This is a genomic window from Mycobacterium sp. 1245852.3, from assembly GCF_001669335.1.
GTDB lineage: Bacteria > Actinomycetota > Actinomycetes > Mycobacteriales > Mycobacteriaceae > Mycobacterium > Mycobacterium europaeum_A.
In genome coordinates this window covers 1-17,494 of sequence record NZ_LZLL01000230.1, presented here as the reverse complement: position 1 = coordinate 17,494, position 17,494 = coordinate 1, and the positions used below count along the sequence as shown (strand labels likewise).

The following is a 17,494-nucleotide window of genomic DNA, read 5'->3' as shown; positions in this document are numbered from 1 at the left end:
TCCCGCTGTCGGCGTTCCGTGACCCTGCGGCGGCGAGCGGTCCGGCCGACGTGTGGAATCACTTGGTGCGCTTCACCTTCTGTAAACGTGACGACACGCTCGACGAGGCGATCAAGCGGCTGGCCGCACTGAAAGACGCCGGTTAGCCGGCCGTTCCCATCACGCGCTTACGCAGACCCTCCAGCGCGGCGTGCAGGATTTTCTTGCGGGCCCGGGCGATCCAGAACTCCGGTAGCGGCGCCCACGGTTCGACGGTGATGGTGAAGCGCACCAAGTGATTCCACACGTCGGCCGGACCGCTCGCCGCCGCAGGGTCACGGAACGCCGACAGCGGGATCGCGGCAACGCCAACCTTTTCCGGCAGCGCCGCGCAGAACTCGCTGCTGTCGTCGTATCCCAGCGGACGCGGATCGGCGCACAGGAAGTACGTGCCGGCGCTGTCGTGCACCTCGAACCCGACGTCGATCAGCCCGGCGGCCAGTCGATCGCGTCTGGCCTGCAGCGTGGCGCGCAGGTCGTCCACCCATGCGTCCTCCGTGTCCAGGGCCAGCGCCACCGCCGGCTGGAACGGCGCGCCGCCGACATAGCTCAGGTACTGTTTGGCCGCGCGTACCCCGGCGATCAGATGCGCTGGGCCGCAAGCCCATCCGATCTTCCAGCCGGTGCAGTTGAACATCTTGGCCGCGCTGGAGATGGTGATGGTGCGCTCGGCCATGCCGTCGAAGCCTGCCAGCGGCACGTGTCGGTGGCGGTCGAATACCAGGTGCTCGTAGACCTCGTCGGTGATCACCAGCAGGTCGGCCGCGACCGCCACCTCGGCGATGGCCGCCAACTCTTCGGCACGCAGCACCGTGCCGGTCGGGTTGTGCGGTGAGTTGACGATCAGCGCCCGGGTCCGGGGCGTGACCGCCCGGCGCAGCGCGTCGGCGTCCAGGGCGAAGCCGCGACCGTGGGGGACCAGGGGCACGGCCACCCGTTGCGCGGAGGCCATCGCCACCACCGGCGAGTAGGAGTCGTAGAACGGCTCGATCAGCAGGACCTCGGAGCCCGGTTCGACCAGGCCGATCACCGCCGAGGCGATGGCCTCGGTCGCCCCGACCGTCACCAGCACCTCGGTGTCGGGGTCGTAGTCGATGCCGTAGCGGCGCCGGCGCTGGGCGGCGATGGCGTGGCGCAGCGGCGCGATGCCGATGCCCGGGGGGTACTGGTTGACGCCGTCGGCGATGGCCTCCTGGGCGGCCTTGAGCATGGCCGGGGGGCCGTCCTCGTCGGGAAACCCCTGGCCCAGGTTCACTGCTCCGATGCGCGCGGCCAGCGCCGACATCTCGGCGAACACCGTGGTCGCGTAGGGGCGCAATCGCTCCACCGTCATGGTGGTCGAGCTTAGGCGGGTCGGCCACGGCCAGTGCCCGGGACGCCCACCAGCCAAGCGTGAAGTTAGGCGCACACTCGTCGCCGAGCGTGAACGTAGTCGCACGTTCGGCCGGGGCGGCCGCCCGACCCCGCAAGCCGACGCGTGGCGTGCGTCACTCGGTGCCTCTGAGCTGCGCGATCTTGCCCAACCAACAGGTTGGCCGGGGACCCTGTTAGGGTGGGGCGGAATCTATCTCGAAGACGGATTCGAACCCTATTCGTCAGAACAGGAAGTCGTCATGTCCGAAGAAGCTTTTATCTATGAGGCCATCCGCACCCCGCGGGGCAAGCAGCGCAACGGTTCGCTGAACGAGGTCAAGCCGCTCAACCTGGTCGTGGGCCTGGTGGACGAGCTGCGCCGGCGGTTCCCGGACCTGGACGAGAACCTGATCAGCGACATGATCCTGGGCGTTGTGTCCCCGGTCGGTGACCAGGGCGGCGACATCGCCCGCACCGCGGTGCTGGCCGCCGGCCTGCCGGAGACCACCGGCGGCGTGCAGCTCAACCGGTTCTGCGCCTCCGGTCTCGAGGCCGTCAACACCGCCGCCCAGAAGGTCCGGTCCGGCTGGGACGACCTGGTGCTGGCCGGCGGTGTCGAGTCGATGAGCCGGGTGCCGATGGGCTCCGACGGCGGCGCCTGGGCGACCGACCCCGAGACCAACTATCAGATCGGCTTCGTGCCCCAGGGCATCGGCGCCGACCTGATCGCCACCATCGAGGGCTTCTCCCGCGACGACGTCGACGCCTACGCGCTGCGCAGCCAGCAGAAGGCCGCCGCGGCGTGGTCGGGCGGCTACTTCGCCAAGTCGGTGGTGCCGGTGCGCGACCAGAACGGTCTGGTCATCCTCGACCACGACGAGCACATGCGGCCCGACACCACGCTCGAGGGCCTGGGCAAGCTGAAGACCGCGTTCGACGGGATCGGTGAGATGGGCGGGTTCGACGACGTTGCGCTCACCAAGTACCACTGGGTCGAGAAGATCAACCACGTCCACACCGGCGGCAACAGCTCGGGCATCGTCGATGGCGCCGCGCTGGTGCTGGTCGGTTCGGAAGCCGCGGGCAAGTCGCAGGGCCTGACGCCGCGGGCACGCATCGTGGCCACCGCCACCAGCGGCTCGGACCCGGTCATCATGCTCACCGGCCCGACCCCGGCCACGCAGAAGGTGCTCGACCGCGCGGGCCTGACGATCGACGACATCGACCTGTTCGAGCTCAACGAGGCGTTCGCGTCGGTGGTGCTGAAGTTCCAGAAGGACCTCAACATCCCCGACGAGAAGCTCAACGTCAACGGTGGCGCCATCGCGATGGGCCACCCGCTGGGCGCCACCGGCGCCATGATCACCGGCACCATGGTCGACGAGCTCGAGCGCCGCAACGCGCGTCGCGCGCTGATCACGCTGTGCATCGGCGGCGGCATGGGTGTCGCCACCATCATCGAGAGGGTTTAAGACCATGGCAGAGAACACCATTCAGTGGGACAAGGACGACGACGGCATCGTCACCCTGACCCTGGACGACCCCACCGGGTCGGCCAACGTGATGAACGAGCACTACAGCGAGTCCATGCACAACGCTGTGGAACGCCTTGCCGCCGAGAAGGATTCGATCACCGGTGTGGTGATCACCAGCGCGAAGAAGACCTTCTTCGCCGGCGGTGACCTGAAGGGCATGATCAACCTCGGCCCGGAGAACGCCGGGGAGGCGTTCGACACCGTCGAGTCGGTCAAGCGTGACCTGCGTGCGCTCGAGACGCTGGGCAAGCCGGTGGTGGCCGCCATCAACGGCGCGGCGCTGGGCGGCGGTCTGGAGATCGCGCTGGCCTGTCACCACCGCATCGCCGCGGACGTCAAGGGCCTGGTCGTCGGCCTGCCCGAGGTCACGCTGGGTCTGCTGCCCGGCGGCGGCGGGGTGACCCGCACCGTGCGGATGTTCGGCATCCAGAACGCCTTCATGAACATCCTGTCGCAGGGCACCCGGTTCAAGGCCGACAAGGCCAAGGAGATCGGCCTGGTCGACGAAATCGTCGGCTCGGTAGACGAATTGGTGCCCGCCGCCAAGGCCTGGATCAAACAGGTCAAGGACGACCCCGACTCATACACCCAGCCATGGGACAAAAAGGGCTACAAGATGCCCGGCGGCACCCCCGCCAGCCCCGCGCTGGCCGGCATCCTGCCGTCGTTCCCGGCGCTGCTCAAGAAGCAGCTCAAGGGCGCACCGATGCCGGCGCCGCGCGCCATCCTGGACGCGGCCGTCGAGGGCGCGCAGGTGGACTTCGACACCGCCAGCCGCATCGAGAGCCGCTATTTCACCCAGCTGGTCACCGGCCAGGTCGCCAAGAACATGATCCAGGCGTTCTTCCTCGACCTGCAGCACATCAACGGCGGTGGGTCGCGGCCCGACGGCATCGAACCGGTCAAGATCAACAAGATCGGTGTGCTGGGTGCGGGCATGATGGGCGCCGGTATCGCCTACGTCTCGGCCAAGGCCGGCTTCGAGGTGGTGCTCAAGGACGTCAGCCTCGAGGCCGCCGAGAAGGGCAAGGTCTACTCGGAAAAGCTTGAGGCCAAGGCGCTTCAGCGTGGCAAGACCACCGAGGAGAAGAGCAAGGCGCTGCTGGACCGGATCACCCCGGCCGCCGACCCCGAGGCCTTCAAGGGCGTCGATTTCGTGATCGAGGCGGTGTTCGAGAACCAGGAACTCAAGCACAAGGTGTTCCAGGAGATCGAGGACATCGTCGAGCCCAACGCACTGCTGGGGTCGAACACCTCGACGCTGCCGATCACCGGTCTGGCGACCGGCGTGAAGCGCCAGGAGGACTTCATCGGGATCCACTTCTTCTCGCCGGTCGACAAGATGCCGCTGGTCGAAATCATCAGGGGCGAAAAGACTTCCGACGAGGCGCTGGCCCGGGTGTTCGACTACACGCTGGCCATCGGCAAGACCCCGATCGTCGTCAACGACAGCCGCGGCTTCTTCACCAGCCGCGTCATCGGCACGTTCGTCAACGAGGCGCTCGCCATGCTCGGTGAGGGCGTGGAGCCGGCCAGCGTCGAGCACGCCGGTTCGCAGGCCGGCTACCCGGCGCCGCCGCTGCAGCTGTCCGACGAGCTCAACCTGGAGCTGATGCACAAGATCGCCACGGCCACCCGCAAGGGTGTCGAGGACGCGGGCGGCACCTACGAGCCGCACCCGGCCGAGGCCGTCGTCGAGAAGATGATCGAGCTGGGCCGCCCGTCGCGGCTGAAGGGCGCGGGTTTCTACGAGTACGTCGACGGCAAGCGCACCCGGCTATGGCCGGGCCTGCGCGAGACGTTCAAGTCCGGCAGCGCCGATATTCCGTTGCAGGACATGATCGATCGCATGTTGTTCGCCGAGGCGCTCGAGACGCAGAAGTGCCTGGACGAGGGCGTGCTGACGTCGACCGCCGACGCCAACATCGGGTCGATCATGGGCATCGGCTTCCCGCCCTACACCGGTGGTAGCGCCCAGTTCATCGTCGGCTACGAGGGCAAGCACGGCATCGGCAAGGAAGCCTTCGTGGCCCGGGCCAAGGAGCTTGCGGCCCGCTACGGCGACCGGTTCCTGCCGCCGGCGTCGCTGACCTAGCCTGCACCAACGCAAGCGCATAAGCCCCCGAAACCATGAGGTTTCGGGGGCTTATGCGTACGGCGGCTCGGCCGCCGCGCCGAGACTTAAGCCATTGCGGAGCGCTACGGCGTGTCGTCGCAACAGGTTACGTGTCGCGGCGCGCGAATAGGTAGTACCACGCCGGCGTCTTCTCGGCGCGGTCCAGCTCGCGTTCGGCGCCGGCCGACAGCAGCGTCCAGCTCTGGGTGAATCGACGTTCCATCTCGGCGCGGTCGATCCCGCGCACCCCGACCCGGCCACCGGGCACGAACGCGACGATCAGCAGGCGGGCGTCGGGTGCGGCAAGGGCGCTGATCTCGCGGACATAGGCGTCGCGATCCGCGTCGCTCATGTTGTGCAGGCACCCGTTGTCGACGATCAACCCGAAGTTGGTGCCGATGCCCGTCCGGCTCAACTGCGTGACGTCGGCCTGGACGAAGTCGACCGTGGCGCCCGCAGCCTGTGCCTTCGCGCGGGCGCGCTCGAGCGGTTTGGCCACGAAGTCGACCGCGGTGACCTTCCAGCCGTGCTGGGCGAGGTAGATGGAGCAGTCGCCGGTGCCGCAGCCGACCTCCAGGGCCGACCCTGCGGGGAGCGCGGCGGCGTCGGGGGTGCCCTCGACGAGATCGCGCACGCTCTGGGCGAGCGGATGACCGTCCCACGGGGTGAAACCGATGCGGTAGAAGATCCGAAACAGCGTCTGTTTGGAAGCCATAGCTCACCCTAGGCCGCTTCGACGCGGCCGGTCACCCTACCGGGAGGCGGCGGCGATCCGGCGCCATTCCTCGCGCGGGAAGGCGCGGGGATCGGCCAGCAGCACCTGGACGCAGACGTGGTCGGCGCCAGCGGAACGATGTTCGGCGACGCGGCGCATGATGGCCTCTTCGTCGCCCCACGCGATGATCGCGTTGAAGAGCCGGTCGCTCACCTGCGACAGGTCGTCCTCGGAGAAGCCGCTGCGCAACAGGTTGTTGGCGTAGTTGGGCAAGGCCAAATACGCGCGCAGCCAATCGGTTCCGATCTGGCGGGCCTCCTCGGCGCTGTCGGTCAGGATCACCGTCTGTTCGGGCAGCAGCAATGGGCCCTGGCCCAAAGTCGCACGGGCGGAGGCGGTGTGTTCGGGGGTGACCAGGTACGGGTGGGCGCCCCCGGCGCGGGTCGCCGACAGGGTCAGCATCTTGGGGCCGAGCGCGGCAAGGACCCGGCGCTCGATGGGCACCGGCCGCGGCGCGGCATCCAAGCCGTCCAGGAACGCCGCCGTTGCCGCCAGCGGTTTGCGGTAGCGACCGGGTTGGCCGGCATCGATCAGCGGCGCGTGGCTGACGCCGATGCCCAGCAGGAAGCGGTCACCGTGCTCGGCGGTCAGGGCCGCGTAGGAGTCGGCGACCTCGGAGGGCGAATGCATCCACAGGTTCAGGATCCCGGTGGCGATCACGGTTCGCTTGGTCGCGCCGAGCAGATGACCCACCGCGTCGAACACCGGACCGCCGACATCCGGTATCCACAGCGCGGGGAAGCCCAGGTCGTCGAGTTCCGCTGCGGCGTCGGCGGATTCGGCCGGGTCGCCGTAGCGCAGTTGACTGCTCCAGATCCCCACACCGGTCAGTTCCATCTGCAGCCTTCCCGTGGTGGCGCGCGGTGACTCGGGTCCGCGGCTCTACGCAACATGCTGTCAGACGTCGCTGAAGGTGTACTCGGGGACCGGCATCGAGTCGTGCATCCGCACGCCCTTGGTGTTGAGCTTCGCCAAGGACCGCGACAGCGGTCCGGGCATCGCCGAGACCAGCTGGGCCCCACGGGTCAACGCCCACAGGCCGATTCGTGAACCGGGGATGACGCCCTTGGCCGCACCGCGGGCAAACGACCGGCTGCGGTGCACCGGTTCGCGCATCCGGAGTTCGTAGGCGGCGAAGGCGCGCAGGTGGTCCCCGTCGGCCTCGGCGAGCTCGCCGGCCAGCACGTAGGCGCCGAGGACGGCGAGGCTGGTGCTGCCGCCCACCGCGGGCCCCGGACAGTATCCGGCGTCCCCGACCAGGGTGACCCGGCGGCGCGACCACCGATCGGTGCGCAGCTGGGTGATGGAGTCGAAGTAGAAGGTGGGGGTGCGCTCCAGTTCGCTTAGCCAGCCGTCCACCTGCTCGTGCATCCCGGTAAACGCCTCGTGCAGTAATCGCTTCTGCCGCAACGCATCGCGGTGGTCGTAATCCAATTCGGCCTTGCTGCGGAACATGAACACCGCCCGCGCGTCGTCCAGGTGATCGGCGGTGTAGATGCCGGCGAAGCGCCCGACCCCGATGTGGGCGACCATCTCGCCGGGCGCGACCAGCGCCTTGGGCGCCGAGACCACCGACAGGTAGCCGCCGAGGAAGCGGGTGAGCTCGGCGTCTTCACCGAAGGTCAGGCGCCGCACATTGGAGTGCAGCCCGTCGGCGCCCACGATCACGTCGAAGGTGCGCGCTGGGCCGTGCTCGAAGGTCACGGTGCCGTCGTGCTCGATCCCGGTGATGGAGTCACCGAACAGGTACTCGACGTCGTCGCGCGCGGCGTCGTAGTAGATCTCGCTGAGGTCGTCGCGCATGATCTCCACGTGCCGGTCGGAGGTGGCCGCGTAGATCTTGGTGAGGTCGATCCGGGTGGGCTTCGTCCGGCCTTCCCGGTGCATCGTCAGCCGGTCCGTTCCGGTGGCCCGCGCCTCGATGCGTGGCAGGACGCCCATCTTCGCCGAGATCTCCATTGCCGGACGGAACAAGTCGACGGCGTGGCCGCCGGTTTTGCGCAGTGTCGGTGCGCGCTCCACCACGGTGACGTCGAAGCCGTGACGGGTCAGCCAGTAGGCCAGGACCGGGCCCGCGATGCTGGCACCCGAGACGAGGATCCGCATGACGATCTCCCATACTTACTTAACGTTCGGTAAGCGTAAGTCCCCCGATGCTCCGCACGAGGTGTCGCGAGCGAAGTCGGTCGCGGCCGCGCTCGACGCGCTGGGCGGGTGACGGCCGCGGGGTTGCGGCTACAGTCCGGGTATGCGCTTTGGTCTCTTCATCCCGCAGGGCTGGCGAATGGATCTGGTCGGCATCGAACCGGAGAACCACTGGGCGGTGATGCGCGAGCTGGCCGACCACGCGGACAAGGGCAGCTGGGATTCACTCTGGGTCTACGACCATTTCCACACCGTGCCCGTGCCGACCGGGGAAGCCACGCACGAGGCCTGGTCGCTGATGGCCGCCTACGCGGCGACCACCTCGCGGATCAAGCTCGGCCAGATGTGCACGGCGATGAGCTACCGCAACCCCGTCTACCTGGCCAAGGTCGCCGCGACGGCCGACATCATCTCCGGTGGCCGCATCCAGATGGGTATCGGCGGCGGCTGGTACGAACACGAATGGCGCGCCTACGGATACGGATTCCCCTCGGCGGGTGTGCGATTGGGTCGCCTGGATGAGGGCGTGCAGATCATGCGCGATGCCTGGCGCGACGGCAAGGTCAGCTTCGACGGCAAGCACTACCAGGTCGACGGCGCGATCGTCGCGCCTAAGCCCCTGCAGGGCAACGGCATTCCGTTGTGGATCGCCGGTGGCGGTGAGAAGGTGACGCTGCGGATCGCCGCCCAATACGCGCAGTACACCAACTTCACTCCCGAGCCGGAAGCGTTCGCGCACAAGTCCGACGTGCTGGCCGAGCACTGCCGCAACGTGGGCACCGACTTCGACGCCATCGTGCGGTCGGTCAACGTCAACGCCATCGTGGGCACCTCGGAGGCCGACGTCAAAGACCGGCTGCAGCGGGTGCGCGACCGCCTAGCCGGCTACGTCGGTGAGGCTGCGGCGGACGCGATGATCGCCGGGACCAGCAGCCCCGACTCGGCAACGGGCACACCGGAACAGGTCATCGAGCGGCTCACCAAGATCCGCGACCTCGGTTGCGAGTACGCGATCTGCTACTTCCCCGAGGCGGCCTACGACCGATCGGGCATCGAGCTGTTCGAACGGGAGGTCATGCCGGCGCTGAGCTAGCAAGGCCCCGGTGCTTCGGCGATTGAGTACGGCGATGGTGTGTGCATGAGGGTAGGGATCGTCGGCGGAGGATTCGCGGGTTTGGCGGCTGCCATCGCGCTCCGGCAGGACGGCCACGACGTTACCGTGTTCGAGAAGACGCCCGGTCCCTCCGCGATGGGCGGAGCCATCGCGCTCGCCCCAAACGCGTTGGCGTGCTTGTCGATTCTGGGTGTGCGCCACCACGTGGTGACCGACCCGTGGTCCCGGACGGCGGCCACCGTACGCGCCCGCGACGGGCGGGTCTTGGTCAGACGCACCCTGGCGCAGCTCGCCGGAGGCGATGAGTTCGCGACCGTGCCGCGTGCCGCGTTGATTGCCTGGCTGGCGGCCGCGCTGCCCTCGCACTGTGTGCGGTATGCAGCCAACGTCACCGCGGTCGCTGCCGATGGCTCGGTTGTCGTCGACGGCAAGGCGGACCGGTTCGATCTAGTGATCGGCGCGGACGGACTGCGCAGCGTCACGAGGAAGCTGCTGTTTGCGGACGCGCCGTCGCCGCGCTCGACCGGCGTCACCGGCTGGGCCTGGATAGCCGACCGTGAGCTCGCCACTGGTTTCGGTCCGATTTGGGGCCGCACAGCCGATTTCGGCATCTTGCCATTGGTCGACGGCCGCACCTACGTCTACGGCGGCACCCGGAGCCGGCACCCGGACTTGCGGTCGTTTCGCGACTGGCCGGACCCCTTGCCGGCCTTGATCGACGCCGCGACGGCCGGCGAGATGATCACTCCGGAAATCTTCGAAGCGCGACCACCCCGTCGACTCGCCCGCGGCAACGTCGTGCTGATCGGTGACGCCGCGCACTGCATGCGGCCGACCTTCGGCCAGGGGGCAGCGCTGGCCATGGAAGATGCGATAACGCTGGCCCGCCACGGCGTGCCCGGGCTGTCTCGGCGATGGCTGCGCATGCTGGCTGTGTACGGCGCGTCCAAGGCGGGCTCCCGATTCACCGCGCCGGGCAGCGCCGTCCTGGAGAGCGCCCGAAATCGGGCGCTTCTATTGCTGCCCGACCCGCTGTTCGCGGCCATGGCGGGCGGGGTGAGCCGGTGGCGTGGCTAGCGCTAGACGTCGCTGGTGAGGTACCTGGTCTTGGCCGGCGGCGCGGCCAGCAGCGGGGGAAGCTGCGTCAGCTTGCCTTCGCCGGCGCGAAAGGCGCGGTAGGCCTCGTCGTGCTCGACGGTCTCCCAGATCTCGTAGATGAGCCAGTGCGCTTCGTCGTCCTCGTCGACAAGCACGTCCGTGCGCACGTTCCCGTCGAACGCCCGGGTGTCCTGCAGCGCCCGGCCCATCAGCTCGCGCCCCGCGGCGACCTCGTCGGGCTTGAACCTGAGCTCCAGTATCACCGTGACCGTCATGCGCCCAACATATCGCTGCGCCCGCCCGCCCCTGGCGCGGGCGCCCGCACACGGATGAGAATGCGGTTTCCACTTTTCGGAAAGCTGTTATACGGTTCAGTGAGCAATGTTCTGTTGGCGGATTGTGGAGGATCCCTCGATGCAGAAGGCACTTGCGCCTGAGATCTCTACCTGGCCCGATGAGAGCCCACAGCTGATCGGCAGCCGATGCGGCAGCTGCGAGGCGACCACCTTCCCGGTGCAGCAGTGGTGCCCGCGCTGCAGCGCCGGCGAGATGTCCGAGGTGCTGTTGCCCCGACGCGGAACGCTGGTGGCGTGGACCACCCAGGGCTTCCCGCCCGGAGCCCCCTACGCCGGCCCGACGGGCAAGGACTTCGTTCCGTTCGGCGTGGGATTGGTTCAGCTCGGCGACGTCATCCGCGTCGAAGGGCGGCTCACCGAGAACGACCCGGCCAAGCTGCAGTTCGGCCAGGAGGTCGAGCTGACCATGGTGCCGTTCGCCACCGACGACGAGGGCGCCGAAATCATCACGTTCGCCTTCCAGCCGGTCTAAGTGGTGATCGTGAGCGCGGCGCAGCCGGGCGAAACGGGGCGCCACCGTCGAATCCAGAGGAGTCTGAGATGACCAACGATGTCGCCATCATCGGCGTGGGCCTGCACCCGTTCGGCAGGTTCGACAAGACCGCGATGCAGATGGGCGCCGAGGCCGTGCAGCTCGCGCTCAAAGACGCTGGCGTGGACTGGAAGGACATCCAGTTCGGCTTCGGCGGCAGCTACGAAGTCTCCAATCCCGACGCGGTGACCCGGCTGGTCGGGCTGACCGGCATCACGTTCACCAACGTGTTCAACGCCTGCGCCACCGCGGCCAGCGCCATTCAGCAGACCGCCGACACGATCCGGCTGGGCAAGTACGACCTCGGCATCGCCATCGGGCTCGACAAGCACCCGCGCGGCGCCTTCACGGATGACCCCGCCAAGCTGGCGCTGCCCCAGTGGTACGCCAACAACGGCCAGTTCGTCACCACCAAGTTCTTCGGGATGAAGGCCAACAAGTACATCCACGACCACAACATCTCGCAGGAGACGCTGGCGCGGGTGGCCAACAAGAACTTCCGCAATGGTGCGCTGAACCCGAATGCGTTCCGGCGCAAGGAGATTTCGGTCGAGGAAATCCTCGCCTCGCCGGCGCTGAACTACCCGCTGACGCAGTACATGTTCTGCGCTCCCGACGAGGGCGCGGCCGCGGTCATCATGTGCCGCGCCGACATGGCCGAGAAGTTCACCGACAAGCCAGTCTATGTGCGCGCCTGTGAGATTCGGACCCGGCGCTTCGGCGCCTACGAGGTGCACGCGACGTCGGCGCCGCTGGACGAGGACGCGTCGCCGACGGTCTATGCCGCCAAGGCCGCCTACGAGGCGGCCGGCATCGGCCCGGAGGACGTCGACGTCGCGCAGTTGCAGGACACCGACGCCGGCGCCGAGGTGATCCACATGGCCGAGACCGGTCTGTGCGCCGACGGCGAACAGGAGAAGCTGCTGGCCGACGGCGCCACCGAGATCCACGGCTCGATGCCGGTCAACACCGACGGCGGGCTGATCGCCAACGGCGAGCCCATTGGCGCCTCGGGCCTGCGGCAGATGCACGAACTCGTGCGCCAGTTGCGCGGTGAGGCGGGGGAGCGTCAGGTGCCCGGCGACCCGCGTGTCGGGCTGGCCCAGGTGTACGGCGCGCCCGGCACCGCCTCGGCGACCATCCTGTCGCGCTGAACCGCCTGAGCCCAAACCCTTTTCAGGTCCTATCGTCCGGCTTATAGGGCATATTCGGGTAACGCGATGTCGTCACGGAATTCACTCCGAACGACCCGGTCGGCCAGCCGCGGAACGTTCAGCAGTTTGGACGCCTGATTGCGGGTCCACAGACCCAGCGACGTCTTTGGCGCGAACATCGTGGCGAAGGTGCGCGCCGACCGCTGCCTGGCCTCGACGATCGGACGGAGCTGACGCTCGTAGCTATGAAACGCATCCTGGTGATCGGCTCCCGCGCGGTTGAGTTCGCCCGCCAATGTGTAGGCCTGCACCATTGCCAGGCCCGTTCCCTCGCCCGCCAGCAGCGAGACTGCGGCCGCCGCGTCACCGATGAGCGCTACTCGCCCGTCCGACCAGTGGTCCATGACGATCTGGCTGGTGCGATCGAAGTAGACATCGGAGGCCCCGTCGAGTTGGCGCAGGATCTCCGGGCATTCCCAACCCGCGTCGCCGAAGACCTCGTGCAGGATCGTCTTGGCCTGTGACACATCTTCCGGATCCGGACCGCTCATGTGATCAGCGGTGAAAACGAAAAGAAACATGGTCTTCTCGTCCCGCATGGCGAATCGGGCGATCATGCGTCCCGGCAGGGTGTAGGCGAGGTACACGAGTTCATCACGCGGCTGATAGGCCTCGGCCTCGAACGCCGCGACTCGGTAACCGAGATCCGTCTCAAATCTCGATTGTGGGCCGAACATCAAGTCCCGCACGGGACAATGAATTCCACCCGCACCGATGAGCAGGTCGAATTGCCGTGACCCGCCGCTCTCGAGTGTGACTCGCACGCCGGTACCGCCGTGCTCGACGGCCGAAACGGTTTCACCGAACAGAGTTTCAGCCCGGTTGTCGATGGCGCGATAGATCATGTCTGACAGATCCCCGCGGGGCACGGTGACGAGCCGGCCATCGACGTTGCGCCGGAACAATTCGGCCGAAAAGCCGCCCACGCGTCTCGAATTCCGGTCCACGAGCCGCACCTCGCGCACCGCGTATCCCGTGTCGTGCAGCTCGGTGGTGAGCCCCATGCGTTCGGCAACGGCATACCCGCCACCCCAAAAGTCCACGACGTAGCCGCCGGTGCGGAGTTGTGGCGCCTTCTCGATCAAGGTTGGTTCGTGGCCATACCGGGAGAGCCAGTACGCAAGCGTGGGGCCGGCGATGCCGGCGCCGACGATGGCGATCTTCATATGCCCACCTCCACGGTGACGGATGGGATTACTATAGCACTATGCAATAGTTGCACTAGGGTATTAATCGGGGGTGATCGTGAGCGTGATCGCCCGTCGGCCCTCGGTGAGGAGTTGCTGTGCTAAGGGAACTTGCGGACATGCCCGCGGGCATTCGTGCGCTCGAAGCCACCGGGACTCTGACGTCAGCGGATTACGCGCGGATCTTCGCGCCGATGGTCGAACAGGCAGGACGCACAGGGGGCCGATTGCGGCTGCTGTACGAATTCGCCCCGGGATTCCAGCGCATTACGGGGGGAGCGCTGTGGGCGGACGCGCGCCTCGGAACGGGCTATCTGCGGTTGCTTGACGGGTGCGCTGTCGTGAGCGACAGCGGCTGGGTTCGGACAACAAGCCGCGCCATCGGCAGCTGGATGCCGTGCCCGCTTCGGGTGTACCACAACGACGAACGCGATGACGCCGTTGCGTGGCTAGCCTCGCTGCCGGAATGCCCTGGCGTGTCCGGCCGTGATATGGCCAAGGCCTACGTCGGTGGAGTCGGCGCTGCTCTCGTGACCCTTGGCGGGTTGGCCGTCTCGAAGAGAGGCGAAGCGCCGGAATAGACTTCGTTGATCACGGCGCACGGAGTGATATCGCGGCCGCCGCGCTGAGCGGCGATGAGCAACAACCTAAATCGCCGGCCCCAGCAGGTCGTCGGCATCGCGGATGATGTAGCCGTAACCCTGTTCGGCCAGGAAGCGCTGCCGGTGCGCGGCGTACTCGGCATCCAGGCTGTCGCGCGCCACCACGGAATAGAAGATGGCGCCCCCGCCGTCGGACTTGGGCCGCAGCAGCCGGCCCAGCCGCTGCGCCTCCTCCTGGCGTGAGCCGAACGTACCCGAAACCTGCACTGCCACAGACGCTTCCGGCAGGTCGATGGAGAAGTTGGCGACTTTGGACACCACCAGGGTGGACAACTCGCCGCGGCGGAAGGCGTCGAACAGCTCTTCGCGTTCCTTGGTGCGGGTGGACCCCTGGATCACCGGGGCGTTGAGCTCCGCGCCGAGTTCGTCGAGCTGATCGAGGTAGGCGCCGATCACCAGGGTCTGCTCGCCGGGATGCTTTGCCAAAATCGATTTGACCACAGCGATTTTCGTGTGCACCGTCGAGCACAGCTTGTACCGCTCTTCGGGTTCGGCGGTCGCGTAGAGCATCCGCTCGTTATCGGTCATGGTGACCCGCACCTCGACGCACTCGGCGGGCGCGATCCACCCCTGCGCCTCGATGTCCTTCCACGGCGCGTCGTAGCGTTTCGGGCCGATCAGGGAGAACACATCGCCCTCGCGGCCGTCCTCGCGGACCAGCGTGGCGGTCAAGCCGAGGCGCCGCTTGGACTGCAGGTCGGCGGTCATCCGGAACACCGGCGCCGGCAGCAGGTGGACCTCGTCGTAGATGATCAGCCCCCAGTCGCGGCTGTCGAAGAGCTCGAGGTGCCGGTACTCGCCCTTGGTGCGGCGAGTGATCATCTGATACGTCGAGATGGTGACCGGCCGGATCTCCTTGCGCTCGCCGGAGTACTCGCCGATCTCGTCCTCGGTGAGCGACGTGCGGGCGATCAGCTCGCGTTTCCATTGCCGCGCCGCGACGATGTTGGTGACCAGAATCAGCGTCGTCGCACCGGCTTTCGCCATGGCGGCCGCGCCCACCAGGGTCTTGCCGGCGCCGCAGGGTAGCACCACCACGCCCGATCCGCCGGACCAGAAGGAGTCGGTGGCCATCTGCTGGTAGTCGCGCAGCTGCCAGCCGTCCTCGGCCAGGCTGATCGGGTGCGCTTCACCGTCGACGTAACCCGCGAGATCCTCGGCGGGCCAACCGATCTTGAGCAGCATCTGCTTGACCCGACCGCGCTCGCTGGGGTGCACGATGACGGTGTCGTCATCGATCCGGGCGCCGAGCATCGGGGCAATCTTCTTGTTGCGCAGCACTTCTTCGAGCACCGCGCGATCCAGACTCACCAGCGTCAAACCGTGCGCGGGGTTCTTCACCAGCTGCAGGCGGCCGTAGCGGGCCATCGTGTCGACGATGTCGACCAGCAGCGGTTGGGGCACCGCGTAGCGCGAGAAGCTGACCAGGGCGTCGACCACCTGCTCGGCGTCGTGGCCGGCGGCGCGGGCGTTCCACAGCGCCAGCGGCGTGATGCGGTAGGTGTGGACGTGTTCGGGTGCGCGCTCCAGCTCGGCGAAGGGCGCGATGGCGGCGCGCGCCGCGCCGGCCTGCTCGTGATCCACCTCGAGCAGCACCGTCTTATCGGACTGCACGATCAACGGTCCGTCAGACATAGTCAGCGCCACTCCTTTCGATCTGTTTGACGTCGGCGGGCATGCTCACCATTATCGGCCGGTGGCCGACACCACCGAGGTGATGCGGTGGATGGCGAAGTCACGCAGCCGACCGGACGCGGAGTCGAACGCCACCAGCTGGCCACCCTTGATGGTGATGGGCGACACGACGCGCTGGGTGGCCACCCCCGCCGCATCCAGATAACCGATCACCAGGGTGTCTTGTTCCCTGGCGGCGCGCTGTAACTGCGTCATGGTGACCGCCGGGTCAACGCGGATGTTGCCGAACGGTGCGGCGGTCACCTTGCGCAGCACCGCCACCACCGCGTTGAGGCTTTCGGTGTTGGGGCGCCGGGCCGGACGGTAGGGCCGGCGCTGCTGCGGGGTGGACACCCGGGCGCCGCGGGGACGGACGTCGACGATGGCGCCGGAGGAATCCTCGGCCGCCGGGGCGAACCCCGCGGCGCGTAACGCGGTGAGGACCTCGCCGATCGGCGCGGGCGACACCGCGACCGTCGGCGCCAGGGCCCGCAGCTGCACCTCTTCGGTCGCCGGCGCGGCCACGGCCTGGGCCAGCAGCGCGGGGTCCTCGCAGCGCACGAACGACGCGGCCATGCCGATCCGCAGTTGCCCGTGCCGGCGCGCCACGTCATCGATCAAGTAGGTGAGGCCTTGAGGCACCGGCGTTTTGGAATGCTTGGCGAACAGCGAATGCATCCAGTCGCGCGTCTTGCCGACATCGAGCGCGTGCCGGATCGACTGCTCGCTGACGCGGTAGACCATCGCGGTGCCGGCGGATTCGACGGTCGCCACGACGGCGAGTTGCTCGGCCAGGTCGCGTTCCAGCGGCCCGGGCACCACCACGGTCAGATCCGCTTGTACCAGGAAGTGATCGACCGGTTTGGGTAACGCCCGGTTCATCGCCTCGATGGCGACCTGCGGATCGCCGTCGTCGTCCAGCAGCGCGCGGCCGGGCGTGCTGATGGCGCCGCGGCCCACCAGGCCCAGGGCGTTGCTCTCGGCGAGCAGGTCCCCGACTGGCCCGGGCTGCAACCGTTTCGCCCAGCGCGGACGCCGCCAGATCAGCGCCGCCGACGCCGCCGCCGCGTCGACGCCGGCGCCGGGGGGCAGCTCGGACAGCATGCCCAGCAACAGCCGGCGGTCCAGCGGCGCGGCCGTGGAGTACAGGCCGTCGGTCAGGGCCCCGTAGGGCTTGGCGTCGGGGCCGCGGCTGCCGATCAGCGCCGGCCGGCCGGGCAGATCCAGCCAGCTGGCGGCCAACAGCTGCCAGCGCTCGGCGACCGACAGCGCGGCGTAGCGGTCGGTGACGATCGTCGGCGCCCAGTACGGCGCCTCGCCGGTGACCGGTTCGGGGTCGGGCATGCCGCTGGCGATCAATCCGGCCGCGGCCGTGACTTCGAGGAGCAAACCCAGCCGCTGCTCGTCGATGCCGGTCACCTTGCTCAGCCGTTTGACCTCGCGGATTCCCAGGCCGCCGCTGCGCAGCTCGGAAACCGGCGCGGCGGAGAGGGTTTCGAGCAGGACGTCGACCTCGCGCAGCAAGTCGATGACGGCCCCGGCCGCCGCGGCGTCGGCATCGTCGGGCGTGGTGGTCGACACCACCGGGTCGGGAGCGGTCAGTTGCATGGGACCGGGCTGCTCGCCGCGCAGCACCTGTCCGACGTGGCGGGGCAAGATCACCGTCTCGGCATCGATGCGCCGCAGCAGGCCCA

General features: G+C 68.0%; 15 protein-coding genes and 1 pseudogene. 8 read left to right on the top strand and 8 right to left on the bottom strand.

Features of this window, described 5'->3' with window-relative positions; all coding sequences use genetic code 11:
* Positions 1 to 146, top strand: a pseudogene (locus A9W96_RS31355) (aminotransferase); the annotation flags it as partial.
* On the opposite strand, the gene A9W96_RS10380 reads toward A9W96_RS31355, so the two are convergent.
* A complete protein-coding gene (locus A9W96_RS10380; protein ID WP_369830825.1) occupies positions 143 to 1,372 on the bottom strand; it encodes a pyridoxal phosphate-dependent aminotransferase in 1,230 nt (409 codons plus the stop codon). The pseudogene A9W96_RS31355 and the gene A9W96_RS10380 overlap by 4 nt on opposite strands.
* A gap of 280 nt (positions 1,373 to 1,652) precedes the next feature.
* On the opposite strand from A9W96_RS10380, the gene A9W96_RS10375 reads away from it, so the two are divergent.
* Both A9W96_RS10375 and A9W96_RS10370 read left to right on the top strand, forming a co-directional pair.
* Positions 1,653 to 2,864, top strand: coding sequence for an acetyl-CoA C-acetyltransferase (locus A9W96_RS10375; protein ID WP_066864243.1), 1,212 nt, complete (start codon positions 1,653 to 1,655; stop codon positions 2,862 to 2,864).
* Between the two features lie 4 nt (positions 2,865 to 2,868).
* Positions 2,869 to 5,022, top strand: coding sequence for a 3-hydroxyacyl-CoA dehydrogenase NAD-binding domain-containing protein (locus A9W96_RS10370; RefSeq protein ID WP_067139496.1), 2,154 nt, complete (start codon positions 2,869 to 2,871; stop codon positions 5,020 to 5,022).
* A gap of 127 nt (positions 5,023 to 5,149) precedes the next feature.
* On the opposite strand, the gene A9W96_RS10365 is transcribed toward A9W96_RS10370, so the two are convergent.
* From A9W96_RS10365 to A9W96_RS10355, 3 genes are read right to left on the bottom strand one after another with little or no spacing between them, the layout of a single operon-like run.
* A complete protein-coding gene (locus tag A9W96_RS10365) occupies positions 5,150 to 5,758 on the bottom strand; it encodes a bifunctional 2-polyprenyl-6-hydroxyphenol methylase/3-demethylubiquinol 3-O-methyltransferase UbiG (protein ID WP_066864237.1) in 609 nt (202 codons plus the stop codon).
* Between the two features lie 36 nt (positions 5,759 to 5,794).
* A complete protein-coding gene (locus tag A9W96_RS10360) occupies positions 5,795 to 6,655 on the bottom strand; it encodes an LLM class F420-dependent oxidoreductase (RefSeq protein ID WP_066880525.1) in 861 nt (286 codons plus the stop codon).
* 60 nt (positions 6,656 to 6,715) lie between these two features.
* Positions 6,716 to 7,924, bottom strand: coding sequence for an FAD-dependent monooxygenase (locus A9W96_RS10355; protein WP_067139493.1), 1,209 nt, complete (start codon positions 7,922 to 7,924; stop codon positions 6,716 to 6,718).
* A gap of 142 nt (positions 7,925 to 8,066) precedes the next feature.
* Here A9W96_RS10355 and A9W96_RS10350 point away from each other — a divergent pair, with 142 nt between their 5' ends.
* Both A9W96_RS10350 and A9W96_RS10345 read left to right on the top strand, forming a co-directional pair.
* Positions 8,067 to 9,056, top strand: a complete 990-nt coding sequence (locus A9W96_RS10350) for an LLM class F420-dependent oxidoreductase (protein ID WP_067139490.1) — start codon at positions 8,067 to 8,069, stop codon at positions 9,054 to 9,056.
* Between the two features lie 45 nt (positions 9,057 to 9,101).
* Positions 9,102 to 10,154, top strand: coding sequence for an FAD-dependent oxidoreductase (locus tag A9W96_RS10345; protein ID WP_067139486.1), 1,053 nt, complete (start codon positions 9,102 to 9,104; stop codon positions 10,152 to 10,154).
* 2 nt (positions 10,155 to 10,156) lie between these two features.
* Here the strand turns inward: A9W96_RS10345 and A9W96_RS10340 are convergent, their stop codons facing one another.
* On the bottom strand, positions 10,157 to 10,450 hold the full coding sequence (locus A9W96_RS10340; RefSeq protein WP_008253825.1) for a putative quinol monooxygenase: 294 nt from the start codon (positions 10,448 to 10,450) through the stop codon (positions 10,157 to 10,159).
* A gap of 139 nt (positions 10,451 to 10,589) precedes the next feature.
* On the opposite strand from A9W96_RS10340, the gene A9W96_RS10335 reads away from it, so the two are divergent.
* Entirely contained in the window at positions 10,590 to 11,003 is a 414-nt protein-coding gene (locus A9W96_RS10335) for a Zn-ribbon domain-containing OB-fold protein (protein WP_066872060.1), read from the top strand.
* A gap of 68 nt (positions 11,004 to 11,071) precedes the next feature.
* The gene (locus tag A9W96_RS10330; protein ID WP_067139483.1) at positions 11,072 to 12,217 is read left to right on the top strand and encodes a thiolase family protein; all 1,146 of its coding nucleotides are present in this window, start codon (positions 11,072 to 11,074) and stop codon (positions 12,215 to 12,217) included.
* Positions 12,218 to 12,258: 41 nt separating this feature from the next.
* On the opposite strand, the gene A9W96_RS10325 is transcribed toward A9W96_RS10330, so the two are convergent.
* A complete protein-coding gene (locus A9W96_RS10325; protein ID WP_067139480.1) occupies positions 12,259 to 13,443 on the bottom strand; it encodes an FAD-binding domain in 1,185 nt (394 codons plus the stop codon).
* Positions 13,444 to 13,583: 140 nt separating this feature from the next.
* Here A9W96_RS10325 and A9W96_RS10320 point away from each other — a divergent pair, with 140 nt between their 5' ends.
* On the top strand, positions 13,584 to 14,045 hold the full coding sequence (locus A9W96_RS10320; protein WP_231999646.1) for an STAS/SEC14 domain-containing protein: 462 nt from the start codon (positions 13,584 to 13,586) through the stop codon (positions 14,043 to 14,045).
* 66 nt (positions 14,046 to 14,111) lie between these two features.
* Here A9W96_RS10320 and A9W96_RS10315 read toward each other — a convergent pair whose 3' ends face one another.
* Positions 14,112 to 15,761, bottom strand: a complete 1,650-nt coding sequence (locus tag A9W96_RS10315; RefSeq protein ID WP_066872049.1) for a DNA repair helicase XPB — start codon at positions 15,759 to 15,761, stop codon at positions 14,112 to 14,114.
* A 51-nt stretch (positions 15,762 to 15,812) separates the two neighbouring features.
* Positions 15,813 to 17,494: helicase-associated domain-containing protein (locus A9W96_RS10310; RefSeq protein ID WP_067139477.1), on the bottom strand; the 1,682-nt coding region annotated here is incomplete at its 5' end.